The sequence below is a fragment of the Planotetraspora mira genome, assembly GCF_016863275.1.
Lineage (GTDB): Bacteria > Actinomycetota > Actinomycetes > Streptosporangiales > Streptosporangiaceae > Planotetraspora > Planotetraspora mira.
This window is the reverse complement of record NZ_BOOO01000016.1, coordinates 261,947-274,239: the sequence shown is the minus strand read 5'-3', so window position 1 is coordinate 274,239 and position 12,293 is coordinate 261,947. Positions and strand designations below refer to the sequence as shown.

Here is a 12,293-nt window from a genome sequence, read left to right as displayed (position 1 = left end):
ATCATGGCCAACTCTCCGTGCCCCTCGCCCGGAGTCGAACTATAGGCCGGTGAGAGGTTTTCCCCATCCACTATTGAAGATTTTCCACACAAGAATGACCGGATAGCGGCCGACTTTTCTCGGAAATTTCTAGACAGATGAGTTGGCAAGAATGGCCCACCGACCTCCCCCTCTTGGTGGGAAGGTGAACCCCCGCGGGGATCCGGACCACACGATGGGGGGAAACGGTGCGACGAACTGGGGGCGCCGGCTTGGCCGCACTTGCCGGCCTGGCCGTACTGATGGGGGCGGGCGCGGTGGGCTGCTCGGCCGCGTCGGGCACGTCGACGTCACGGGGGGTCGGGACGTTCCTCGACCAGACGCACAGGCCGCCGAAGGTCGCCAGTTGCGTGGTGACGGAGAAGCTGATTCCGACGTGCGGGGCGTGGTGGGGGATCGCGCCCGACGTCTTCTCCGGCAGGCGTCCGCTGCAGTCCGTCCAGACGGCCGAGCGGCGGATGGGCCGCCGAGCGGACATCGTGCACGTCTACCACCGGGGTGACGAACTGTTCCCCACGCCGCAGGAGCGCGCGATCGCTCAGGGTCCCCGTCTGCTGCTCGTCAACTGGAAGCCGGCGCCGGACCGTTCGTGGGCCCAGGTGGCCCGGGGCGAGGTGGACGAACGCATCGACGCTCTCGCCGGCTACATCACCCGGACCTTCCCCAGTCGCTTCTTCCTGACGATCCACCACGAACCCGAGGACGACGTCCGCTCGGGCGCGGGGTTCTCGGCCGCCGACTACGTGGCCATGTACCGGCACGTCGTCTCCCGCCTCCGGGCCAGGGGGGTGCAGAACGCCGTGACGGTGATGACCTACATGGGGGCGCCCAACTGGGCGTCCAAACCGTGGTTCGAGTCGCTCTACCCGGGCGACGACGTGGTCGACTGGGTCGCCATCGACCCCTATGCCGACTCCCAGGTGTCCGACTTCGCCGGCATGGTGAACAAGACGCGCCCGGACTATCCCAAGTGGCCGGGCTTCTATCGGTGGATGCAGGGACGCTTCCCGGGCAAGCCGATCATGATCGCCGAGTGGGGGGCCTTCGAGCGGTCGGGATCGCCCAGGTTCAAGCGCGACTTCTACCAGTCCGTCGCGCGGCAGATCGACGACTACCCGCAGATCAAGGCGCTGGTGTACTTCGACTCGCCGGTGGCTCCGCGCGGCGACACCCGGTTCGACACGACTCCGGGGGGCAGCCGCGCGTTCGCCGAACTCGGCCGGGAGCCCGAGTTCACCGGCACGCGCGTCCCCACCCGCTGACATCGAGAGCGGGGACGCCGCGGCTCAGCGGATCCAGCCCCCGGAGGTGAGCAGGTTGAGCACCGTGCTCACGGAGCGCTCGACCGTCATCCCCGTGGTGTCGAGCACAAGTTCGGCGTCGTCGGGCTCCTCATACGGATCGGAGATCCCCGTGAACTCGGGGATCAGGCCCGCCCGGGCCTTGGCGTACAGGCCCTTCCTGTCGCGGCGCTCGCACTCCTCCAACGGCGTCGCGACGTGGATCAGCAGGAAGTCGGCGCCGACCTCCTCCGCCATGGCCCGCACCTCGTCGCGCGTGGACGCGTAGGGCGCGATCGGCGCGCAGATGGCGAGGCCGCCGTGCCGGGCGACCTCCGCCGCGACGAAGCCGATGCGCCGGATGTTCAGGTCGCGATCCTCCCGGGAGAAGGTGAGCCCGGCGGACAGCAGTCGCCGCACCACGTCGCCGTCCAGGTAGGTGACCGTGCGCCCGCCCCGTTCGAGCAACGTGTCGCGCAGGCCGCGCGCGACCGTCGACTTGCCCGAGCCCGACAGGCCGGTGAAGAACACCACGAGTCCCCGCCGGTGCGGCGGTCCCGGGATGACGATGGGGGCGGGACCGGCGTAGTGCTCGGTCGCTCCGTAGTTGCGCGCCACGTGCTCGCGCAACTCCAGGTCGATCTCGGTGTCCTCGCGGGGCGCCAGCGGCACGGCGACCACGGTCGATCCGGGAAGCCGCTCCGACGCCTTGAGCGCGGCGCGCACCACCGCGGGCCCGCCCTCGCCGAACACCAGCGGCATCAGCACGACGGTGGCCTCCAACTCCTCGGCGGTCGCCGCCACGTCCTCGAGGACGGTCGAGTCGAGAGGCCCCCGCATGGTCACGGCGAGGATCTCCCCGTCCGGCAGATCCTTCCGGACCTCGTCGGGCGTACGGCGCAGCCGGGCGAACGGCCCGAAGGCGGGCACGTCGAGCGCCTTCACGGGGCCTGCCGCGTGGTGGCCGTCCCGCTCCTCCACGGTCAGCACGGCCACCGCCGCACCCTCGGGATCCTTGAGCGTCACCCGGGCGCCGGGCGGGACGTCGTCCGGAAGGGCGAGCGTGATCGGGTCCGGCCAGGGCGTCCCGTCGGACAGCGTGCCGTTCTCGGCCACCGCGCTCGCGTCGGCCGAGGTCAGGAAGCCGGTCAGCGGCGCGAAGGCCCCGGAGAGCAGCAACTCCAGATCGGCCAGCTCCCGGGCGTCGGGAGTCCACTCAGTCATTCGTCTATTCCGATCGATTCGGTCGGCAACACACTTCGTGTCGTTCGGACGCATAGCGGGAGGGTGCGCACGGCGTCTAGAAGCCGACAGTATTCCTTGGAGGTGACTGTGGACGCCGCAGACGAGCGACGTTTCCGCGAGTTCGTGTCGGCACGCTCGCCGGCACTGATGAGGCTGGCGTTCCTCCTGACCGGAGGCGATCAGTACACCGCCGAGGATCTCGTGCAGACCGCCCTCGCGAAGGCGGTCGTGAAATGGCAGCGCATCGACGACCCCGAGGCGTACGTCAAGCAGATCATGTACCGGCAGCAGATCAGCTGGTGGCGCCTGGCCTGGAGACAGCGGGAGACCACGACGGCCAGCCTGCCGGAGGGCGCGACGGCCGACGACACGAGCGGGGCCGAGTTGCGGCTCGTGCTGCGGCACGCGCTCGCCCGCCTCACGCCCCGCCAGCGGGCCGTGCTCGTCCTCCGGTACGCCGAGGACCTGCCTGAGGAGACGGTCGCCCGGCTTCTCGGCTGTTCCGTCGGGACGATCCGCAGCACGGCGCACCGGGCGCTGGCCCGGCTGCGCGTGACCGCGCCCGAACTCGCCGATTTCCGACTTTCCGCCAGCGAGGTGACCTCATGACGCCGCGAATCCTCAAAGAGGCCATGGACGAGTGGTCACGGGAGGCGCGGGTTCCCACGGATCTGGCCGATCGGGCGTTGCGGGGGCGCCGCCGCGGGCGACTCGGGATCGTGACGATCGCCGCCGTCGCGACGGCCGCCGTGATCGTCTCGGTTGCGCTGGTCGTGCCCCGGCTCGGCCCGCGCGAGCCCGCCGCCACGCCCACCCGGCACGAGGTGATCCATCTGGCTCCGGCACACCGGCCGCCCGCCAAGGTCACCAGCGGGGACGACACCGACGGCAGCGTCCTGACGGACATGGAGAACTCCCCGCCCCAGAAGATGGTCGCGGCCGGGCGCCTGGCCCTGTCGGCCTACTGGACGGGGACAGGGCGCGATACCCGCAACGGCCCCGATATGCGCGGGGGCACGTGGTACCTCCTCGACCCGGCCACCCGGACGTACCAGAAGACCCCGTGGGCGTACCTCAACGTCGCGCCGGGGCTGCGGTACGCGGCGGTGCTGGAGAAGACCCTTCCCGCAAGCAGGATCGGCGTCTACGACACGGAGACACGCAGGGTGCTCGCCTGGATCCCGGTCGAGCGCCCCGTCGGCGGGGTCGTCTGGTCGCCGGACGGCACCAGGCTGGTCGCCACGACCTATGACGGGGATCCCGACCTGCCTGAGGCTTCCACACAGTGCCCACCGGGCGGCGGGGATCGGGTCCCGGGATCGGGGAGCCGTGCCCCGAGCGCGAATCGGATCCACACCAGCCGCACCGGGTTCTACGTCATCGACGTGGCGACCGCGACCGCGGGTGACTTCCACGCCGTCGATCCCTGCTCGGCCCCGTCCTCGAGATCGCGGCGCGACTTCGCCTGGAGCCGGGACGGCAGCCTCCTGTACGAGCTGGGTGGCACCGGGGAACGGCCCGAACTCTTCTACGACCTGAACGGCAGGCCGCACGACCCCGGCGTCGATTACGCCGGGCAGTCACAGGCCGGCGTGTCGCCGGACGGGAAGCTGCTCGTGGGGGAGCAGGGCCCGCCGACGTCGATCACCGAACTGGCGACGGGGAAGGTCGTCGCGCGCCACCGGGAACTTCCGTTGTCGGCCTGGGCGGACGACGACCATCTCATCGGACGGGGCTGCGCGGGCGGGTGCGGCGACAAGTTCGACGACGGGCTGGTTCTGGTGAGCGTGGACGGCAGGCGGGCCGTCCAGCTGTGGCGCCACCGCTGGGACCCGCAGTCCCGGATGTGGTGGCTGACGGCCCTCACCCTCCGCTAGATGAGGCGGGCGAAATGGTTCTGGGGCTTGCGGATGACCATGCAGACCTCGTCGTTCGTGCCGGAGAGGCGGTCACCGGACAGGGCGGCGACGGCGCCGCAGACCGCTTTGACGAGCCCGGCGTGCGGCCCACTCCGGGCCGGCCCGGTCGCGCCGGAGTAGTCCTCGGCGATCATCAGGCCGCGCATCAGGCAGTACGCCTGGATGCCCTCGCGGGAGGCGATCGGCTCGTAGACCGCCGGCAGCGGGCCCACGGATCCGGCGGGCATCAGGCTCCTCCACAGGGCCCCCCGCAACCAGGAGGGCGTCATCCGGTCGCAGAAGCCGTACGCCGACCGGCGATCCCTGGCCTTGATCAGCAGCAGGCCGCCGGGCCGGAGCCCTCCGACCAGACGGTCGAGCACGAGTTCGGCGTTGTGGATGCGTTCCAGCAGGAACGACACGTAGACCACGTCGAAGGAGCGGGGCGGGACGGGCACCTTGCGCATGTCGTCGAGGTGCCACGCGTCCAGGTCCTGGCGTGAGGCGGTGTGGGCACGCAGCGGCGGCAGGTCCTCGTCCACCCCCGTGACCAGGGGATCGGATCGGCCGACGTCCAGCGTGCCGCCCCGTCCGCATCCGGCGACCAGGATGTCGAGGCGCCGTCCCAGCTGCTCGGTCCACTGCTCGCGGACTCGCTGACCGAAAACGTCATCCTCGCCGACGGGCGACCACTGAACCTCAGGCATGCCACTGAGCGTAACCATCCAAGTGCGATGAGTAGAGCATTTGCGGTGCCGGGGTTTCGGCGGCTTCGGGGCTCCTGCCCGGTGCGGGGGCCGACGGGCGTAGCCTGGGTAACCCCGGTCCATTTCTGGCTCGGGCCATTTCGCTTGCCGTCGTGGGGCTCTGAAGGCATAAATGTCTCTTTCCGGACTGCTCGATCTTGTCGCCGCCGAACCGAAACTTGCCGCCGTTCTCGAAGGAGCCGGCGGCTCCGCCGATCCCGGCGCCGACCTGATCGCGCCGTCCGCGCTCCGGCCGCTGGCCGTGGCCGCCCTCTCCCGTGTCCGTCCCGTGCTCGCGGTGACCGCGACCGGCAGGGAGGCCGAGGACCTCGCCGCCGCCCTCACCGGGCTGGTCGACGAGAGCTCTGTGGCGGTCTTCCCCGCGTGGGAGACCCTTCCGCACGAACGGCTCTCGCCCCGGAGCGACACGGTCGGCCAGCGGCTCGCCGTACTGCGCCGCCTGGCCCACCCGGTCGCGGGCGACCCGAACGCCGGGCCGCTCCAGGTCGTCGTCGCCCCGGTCCGCTCGTTGCTGCAGCCGATCGTGTCCGGCCTCGGCGACCTCGAGCCCGTACGGCTCAGCGCGGGCGACGACGCCGACCTCGACGACGTCGTGGCGCAGTTGGTCGGCAACGGCTACCACCGCGTCGACATGGTCGAAAAGCGCGGCGAGGTCGCCGTCCGCGGCGGCCTGCTCGACGTCTTCCCGCCCACCGAGGAGCACCCGCTGCGGCTGGAGTTCTGGGGCGACACGGTCGAGGAGATCCGCTGGTTCAAGGTCGCCGACCAGCGCTCGCTGGAGATCGCGCAGGACGGCCTGTTCGCCGCGCCCTGCCGTGAGCTGCTGCTCACCGACGACGTACGGCTACGCGCCCGCGAGCTGGGGGAGGAGCACCCGGCGCTGAAGGAGGTGCTCGACCAGCTCGCCGAGGGTGTGCCGGTGGAGGGCATGGAGGCGTTCGCCCCGGTCCTGGCCGGCTCGATGGACCTGCTGCTCGATCACCTGGCCGTCCGCTCCGCCGTGTTCGTCTGCGACCCCGAGCGCATCCGGAGCCGGGCCGTCGAGCTGGTGCGGACCAGTCAGGAGTTCATGGAGGCGTCCTGGATCACCGCCGCCGCGGGCGGGGAGGCGCCGATCGACCTCGAGGCGGCCGCGTTCCGGACGCTGGAGGACGTTCAGGGCCACGCCCGCGAGCTGGGCCAGGCGTGGTGGAGCATCGCGCCCTTCGGCGACGGTACCGAGCTGGACGCCCATGACGTCGAGGCCTACCGCGGCGACACCCAGCGCGCGCTGGCCGACATCAAGGGCTGGCTGGGTGCGGGCAAGTCGGTAGTGCTGCTCAGCGAGGGCCACGGTCCGGCCGACCGCATGGTCGAGCTGCTCAAGGGCGTCGACGTGGCGGCCAGGCTGGCGCCCTCGCTCGACGCCCCGCCGCCGCGCGACGTCGTCCAGGTCACCACCGGCCGCCTCGACCACGGATTCGTCATCCCCGGCCTGGCCGTACTGACCCATCTCGACCTGGTCGGGCAGAAGGCGTCGACCAAGGACATGCGCCGGCTGCCGTCGCGGCGCCGCAACATGGTGGACCCGCTCCAGCTGAAGGTCGGCGACCACGTCGTGCACGAGCAGCACGGCGTGGGGCGCTACATCGAGATGGTCCAACGCACGATCCAAGGGGCGACCCGGGAGTATCTCGTCATCGAGTACGCCAAGGGCGACCGGCTCTACGTGCCGACCGACCAGCTCGACGAGGTCACCCGCTACGTCGGAGGAGAGGCCCCGACCCTCAACCGCATGGGGGGCGCCGACTGGGCCAAGGCCAAGACCAAGGCCAGGAAGGCCGTCAGGGAGATCGCGGGCGAGCTGATCCGGCTCTACTCGGCCCGGATGGCGTCCCCCGGCCACGCCTTCGCGTCCGACAGCCCCTGGCAGCGCGAGATGGAGGACGCCTTCCCGTACGCCGAGACCGGCGACCAGCTGGAGGCGATCGACGAGGTCAAGCGGGACATGGAACGGCCGGTCCCGATGGACCGCCTGATCTGCGGCGACGTCGGGTACGGCAAGACCGAGATCGCGGTGCGGGCCGCGTTCAAGGCGGTACAGGACGGCAAGCAGGTCGCCGTGCTCGTGCCGACCACGCTGCTCGTCCAGCAGCACCTGTCGACGTTCGGCGAGCGGTTCGCCAGCTTCCCCGTCACGGTGAAGCCGATGTCCCGCTTCCAGACCGACGGCGAGGTCAAGGAGACGATGGAGGGGGTCAGGAACGGCGCCGTCGACGTCGTGATCGGCACCCATCGGCTGCTGTCGCCCGAGGTCAGGTTCAAGGACCTCGGCCTGATCATCGTGGACGAGGAGCAGCGGTTCGGCGTCGAGCACAAGGAGGCCATGAAGCACCTCCGCACCCAGGTCGACGTGCTCGCCATGTCGGCCACACCGATCCCGCGCACGCTGGAGATGGGCCTGACCGGCATCCGCGAGATGTCCACGATCCTCACCCCGCCTGAGGAGCGCCACCCGATCCTCACGTTCGTCGGACCGTACGACGAGAAGCAGATCGCGGCGGCGATCAGGCGCGAGCTGATGCGCGACGGGCAGACCTTCTTCGTGCACAACCGTGTGCGCAGCATCGACAGGGTGGCCGCGCGGCTCCACGAGCTGGTCCCCGAGGCGCGGATCGCCGTCGCCCACGGCCAGATGAACGAGCACCAGCTCGAAAAGATCATGGTGGACTTCTGGGAGCGCAACTTCGACGTGCTCGTCTGCACCACGATCGTCGAGTCCGGCCTCGACGTGCCCAACGCCAACACGCTCATCGTGGACCGGGCGGACAACTACGGCCTGTCGCAGCTGCACCAGCTCCGCGGCCGGGTCGGGCGGGGACGCGAGCGCGGCTACGCCTACTTCCTCTACCCGCCGGAGTCCCCGCTGACCGAGACCGCCCACGAGCGGCTCGCGACGATCGCGCAGCACACCGAGATGGGTGCGGGCATGTACGTCGCGATGAAGGACCTGGAGATCCGCGGGGCCGGCAACATCCTCGGGGCGGAGCAGTCGGGATTCATCGCCGGCGTCGGCTTCGACCTCTATGTGCGGATGATGTCCGAGGCCGTGCAGGAGCAGAAGTCGAAGCTCTCCGGGGAGCCCGAGGTCGAGGAGCGGACCGACGTCAAGGTCGAGTTGCCGATCAACGGGCATGTGCCCCACGGTTACGTGACGTCGGAGCGGCTGCGGCTCGAGGCGTACAAGCGCATCGCCGCGATCGCGTCCGAGGACGACATCGCCGCCGTCCGCGACGAGCTGACCGACCGGTACGGCAGGCCGCCGCAGGAGGTGGACAACCTCCTGGAGGTGGCGCGGTTCCGGATCAAGGCCCGCAAGGCCGGGCTGACGGACGTCACCCTGCAGGGCCAGCAGATCAGGTTCGCCCCCGTGGTCCTGCGGGACTCTCAGCAGGTGCGGCTGCAGCGGCTGTACCCGCGGTCGATCGTCAAGCAGGCCACCGAGGTCCTGCTGGTTCCGGTGCCGAAGACCAAGCCCATCGGCGGTCAGCCCCTGCGGGACCTGGAGCTGCTGAAATGGTGTGGAGACCTGGTCGACGCCATGTTCCTTGAACCGATACGGGTACAGTGACCGCGGATTGGCGGTCTCACGGCGCTCGCGCGAGATCGCGCAAAAGACAGAGAACCGGCACAATTGCCTGGCCGGTGTCCTCGGGAGGATCGTTCGTGAAGTCATATCAAGTGCGCGTCGCCGTGGCCGTCGCGGTGGCCGGTGTCGCATTGAGCGCGTGTGGCCCCGTGCAGGCCGGCGCCGCGGCCATCGTGGGCAAGGAACGCATCGCCGCCAGCGACTTGGACACCAAGATCCAGGACTTCCGTAAGGATCTGGCCGCCCACAAGATGACCGAGGACCAGCTCGGCCTCCGGATCCCGTTGACGCAGCTGATCCTGCTTCGGCTGGCCAACGACGAGCAGTACATACAGCTTGGCAAGCAGCGGGGCATCGCCGTAACCCAGCGGGACATCGACGACGTCATCGCGTCGCAGGGCGGCCAGTCGCAGACGGACGCGGCGCTGCTGCAGAGCGGTGTCCCGCTGTCCATGGGCCGGGAGTTCATCAGCTCGCTGATCATCCAGCAGAAGCTGGTCGAGCAGGCGGGCGGCGGGGTCGACCAGCAGAGCCAGCAGCTCGCTCTGCAGAAGGTGACCCAGGAGGCCGACTCCAAGGTCCCGATGCGCTTCAGCCCGCGGTACGGCAAGTTCGACGCCCAGCAGGGGTTCCTGCCCGACGAACGCTTCGGCAAGGTTCCCGCCCCCGAGCAGCCCCCCGCCGCCGCCCCTCCCGCGTGATCATGCACACATTCGGTGCCGGCCGTACGGACCTGCGCGAACTCACAGCGTGATCATGCACAAGTTCGTGAAAAGGCCCCCTCGCCTGCCACAACTCATTTCGTGATCATGCGCGGATTCGTAAAGTTCCACGCTGACCTGCGGGAAGAAGATTCGTGATCATGCAATTGCATGATCACGAATCGCGTTTCCCCTGCGTGACGCACCTTCCAACGAACCTGCGCATGATCACGCACGGAGAAGTGGCTGGTCGGAGCCGAATTCACGAACCTGTGCATGATCACGCGCGGGGAAGTGGCCGGTCAGGGGCCGATTCACGAACCTGTGCATGATCACGGCAAAGAGGGAGAGGGAGGCTGAGGGTATGGCGTTGGTCGTTGTCACCACTTCTCCGCGCGTGGCTCCGGGGTTGCTGACCGGGCAGGCATGGGCGGCACTCCGTTCGGAGCGCGTCCTCACCGGGTCCGCCGGCCATCCCGTCCTCCCCTATCTGGAAGAGGCCGGAATCCACGTCGACGTAGTGACCCCCGACCCGGCTGCCCTCGCCGCCGAGGGCAGTACGGGCACGGTCGTCTGGCTCGCCGCCCAGGACGGCGACGAGGACCTGATGCGCTCCGTCGGCCACGCCGCCATCGCCATGGCCGACCCGCCCGTCATCGAGGTGATCCCCGGCTCGTACGACCTTCCGGGCGCCAGGTTGCTCGACCTCGTCCAGGTCATGGACAGGCTCCGCCGCGAATGCCCGTGGGATCGCAAGCAGACCCACGAGTCGCTCGTCCCCTATCTCGTCGAGGAGGCCTACGAGGTCCTGGAGACGATCGACCAGGGGGACTTCACGGCGCTCAGGGAAGAGCTGGGCGATCTGCTGCTCCAGGTGATGTTCCACTCCCGGCTGGCCCAGGAACGGGGTCAGGAGAGCGGCTTCGACATCGACGACGTCGCGACGGGGATCGTCGAGAAGCTGGTCCGCCGCCATCCGCACGTCTTCGCCGACACCGCGGTCTCCGGCGCCGGCGAGGTGAGCGACAACTGGGAGACGATCAAGTCGGCCGAGCGCGCGGCCAAGGGCGAGACCGACTCCGTGCTGAGCGGCGTGCCCATGGGGCAGCCCGCGCTCTCTCTCGCCGCGCAGATGCTCCGCCGGGCCGGACGCGCCGGCGTCCCCGTCTCACTCGCCGACGACCTCCCCGACACGGTGGGCGCGCGCCTGTTCGAGCTCGTACGGCTCGCGCAGGACGGAGGGCTCGATCCCGAGGCCGAACTGAGGGCTGTGACGCGCGAGTACCGCCGGCGGATCGAGGAGTGGGAGACCGAATCCTGACAGATGAGACACGCCGGGAGAATGGGCTGCCCCCGAGCCGTGAGGGCTGGTAAGGACCGGTAGGCTCAGCAGGCAAACTGCCCGCGACTTTGCTAGGAGCGTTCGTGGCTGCCATCGAGGCCGTTACCGCCCGCGAGATCCTCGACTCCCGGGGGAACCCCACGGTCGAGGTCGAGGTATTGCTGGACGACTACAGCACCGGCCGCGCCGCCGTCCCGAGCGGTGCTTCCACCGGCCAGTTCGAGGCCGTGGAGCTTCGTGACGGTGACAAGAAGCGCTACCTCGGCAAGGGCGTCGAGAAGGCCGTCCTCGGGGTGACCGACGAGATCGCCGACGAGATCATCGGCTTCGACGCCGAAGAGCAGCGCCTGATCGACCAGACCATGCTCGACCTGGACGGCACGCCCAACAAGGCCAGGCTCGGCGCCAACGCGCTGCTCGGCGTCTCGCTCGCCGTGGCCAAGGCCGCGGCGGACAGCTCCGACCTGCCGCTGTTCCGCTACATCGGCGGGCCGAACGCCCACATCCTGCCCGTGCCGATGATGAACATCCTGAACGGCGGCGCGCACGCCGACTCCAATGTGGACATCCAGGAGTTCATGATCGCCCCGATCGGCGCGGAGACCTTCTCCGAGGCCGTCCGGATGGGCGCGGAGACCTACCACACGCTGAAGTCCGTGCTCAAGGAGAAGGGCTACGCCACGGGCCTGGGCGACGAGGGCGGCTTCGCGCCGAGCCTGCCGTCCAACCGCGACGCGCTCGACCTGATCATGGTGGCGATCGAGAAGGCCGGCTACACGCCGGGCGAGGACATCGCGCTCGCGCTCGACGTGGCGGCCACCGAGTTCCACTCCGGCGGCGTCTACACGATCGACGGCAAGGGCGTCTCGGCGGGCGAGCTGATCTCGTTCTACGAGGACCTGGTCCGCTCCTACCCCCTGGTCTCCATCGAGGACCCGCTGGACGAGGAGGACTGGGAGGGCTGGAAGGCCATCACCGCCTCCCTCGGCACCAAGGTCCAGATCGTGGGCGACGACCTGTTCGTCACCAACCCGGAGCGGCTGGAGCGCGGCATCCGCGAGGCCGCCGCCAACGCGTTGCTCGTCAAGGTCAACCAGATCGGCACCCTGTCGGAGACCCTCGACGCGGTGGACCTGGCCCACCGCAGCGGCTACCGCTGCATGATGAGCCACCGCTCGGGCGAGACCGAGGACACCACGATCGCCGACCTGGCCGTCGCCACCAACTGCGGCCAGATCAAGACCGGCGCGCCCGCGCGGTCCGACCGGGTGGCCAAATACAACCAGCTGCTCCGCATCGAGGAGCTCCTCGACGACGCCGCCCGTTACGCGGGTCGCGGCGCGTTCCCCCGCTTCCAGGGGTAACCCGGAGGGGCGCAGCAAGCCGTACGGAA

The 12,293-nt window shown here is 69.7% G+C and carries 9 protein-coding genes; 7 read left to right on the top strand and 2 right to left on the bottom strand.

Going from position 1 to position 12,293, the window contains the following annotated elements:
• Nucleotides 1-251: 251 nt before the first annotated feature.
• Nucleotides 252-1,301 (top strand): glycoside hydrolase family 26 protein, encoded by a 1,050-nt coding sequence (locus Pmi06nite_RS16290; protein WP_239113952.1) that lies wholly within the window; start codon nt 252-254, stop codon nt 1,299-1,301.
• 24 nt (nt 1,302-1,325) lie between these two features.
• On the opposite strand, the gene cysC is transcribed toward Pmi06nite_RS16290, so the two are convergent.
• The gene (cysC, locus tag Pmi06nite_RS16285) at nt 1,326-2,597 is read right to left on the bottom strand and encodes an adenylyl-sulfate kinase (protein ID WP_203953823.1); all 1,272 of its coding nucleotides are present in this window, start codon (nt 2,595-2,597) and stop codon (nt 1,326-1,328) included.
• A gap of 54 nt (nt 2,598-2,651) precedes the next feature.
• Between cysC and Pmi06nite_RS16280 the strand changes: the two genes are divergently transcribed.
• Both Pmi06nite_RS16280 and Pmi06nite_RS16275 read left to right on the top strand, forming a co-directional pair.
• A complete protein-coding gene (locus Pmi06nite_RS16280) occupies nt 2,652-3,173 on the top strand; it encodes a SigE family RNA polymerase sigma factor (protein ID WP_203953822.1) in 522 nt (173 codons plus the stop codon).
• A complete protein-coding gene (locus tag Pmi06nite_RS16275; protein WP_203953821.1) occupies nt 3,170-4,441 on the top strand; it encodes a hypothetical protein in 1,272 nt (423 codons plus the stop codon). The genes Pmi06nite_RS16280 and Pmi06nite_RS16275 overlap by 4 nt, the downstream gene beginning before the upstream one ends.
• Here Pmi06nite_RS16275 and Pmi06nite_RS16270 read toward each other — a convergent pair.
• A complete protein-coding gene (locus Pmi06nite_RS16270) occupies nt 4,438-5,169 on the bottom strand; it encodes a methyltransferase domain-containing protein (RefSeq protein WP_203953820.1) in 732 nt (243 codons plus the stop codon). The genes Pmi06nite_RS16275 and Pmi06nite_RS16270 overlap by 4 nt on opposite strands.
• Before the next feature lie 172 nt (nt 5,170-5,341).
• On the opposite strand from Pmi06nite_RS16270, the gene mfd reads away from it, so the two are divergent.
• From mfd to eno, 4 genes are all read left to right on the top strand, one after another.
• Nucleotides 5,342-8,839, top strand: a complete 3,498-nt coding sequence (gene mfd / locus Pmi06nite_RS16265) for a transcription-repair coupling factor (protein ID WP_203953819.1) — start codon at nt 5,342-5,344, stop codon at nt 8,837-8,839.
• 95 nt (nt 8,840-8,934) lie between these two features.
• Nucleotides 8,935-9,558: a hypothetical protein gene (locus Pmi06nite_RS16260; RefSeq protein WP_203953818.1), complete on the top strand. Its 624-nt coding sequence runs from the start codon at nt 8,935-8,937 to the stop codon at nt 9,556-9,558.
• 364 nt (nt 9,559-9,922) lie between these two features.
• Nucleotides 9,923-10,879, top strand: a complete 957-nt coding sequence (locus Pmi06nite_RS16255) for a nucleoside triphosphate pyrophosphohydrolase (protein ID WP_203953817.1) — start codon at nt 9,923-9,925, stop codon at nt 10,877-10,879.
• A 104-nt stretch (nt 10,880-10,983) separates the two neighbouring features.
• Nucleotides 10,984-12,264: a phosphopyruvate hydratase gene (gene eno, locus Pmi06nite_RS16250; protein ID WP_203953816.1), complete on the top strand. Its 1,281-nt coding sequence runs from the start codon at nt 10,984-10,986 to the stop codon at nt 12,262-12,264.
• Nucleotides 12,265-12,293: the final 29 nt, after the last annotated feature.

Coding starts and splice junctions, on each gene's coding strand:
- cysC (WP_203953823.1), bottom strand. CDS start 2,597: ATGCGTCCGAACGACACGAAGTGTGTTGCCGACCGAATCGATCGGAAT.
- Pmi06nite_RS16275 (WP_203953821.1), top strand. CDS start 3,170: ATGACGCCGCGAATCCTCAAAGAGGCCATGGACGAGTGGTCACGGGAG.
- Pmi06nite_RS16270 (WP_203953820.1), bottom strand. CDS start 5,169: ATGCCTGAGGTTCAGTGGTCGCCCGTCGGCGAGGATGACGTTTTCGGT.
- mfd (WP_203953819.1), top strand. CDS start 5,342: ATGTCTCTTTCCGGACTGCTCGATCTTGTCGCCGCCGAACCGAAACTT.
- Pmi06nite_RS16255 (WP_203953817.1), top strand. CDS start 9,923: ATGGCGTTGGTCGTTGTCACCACTTCTCCGCGCGTGGCTCCGGGGTTG.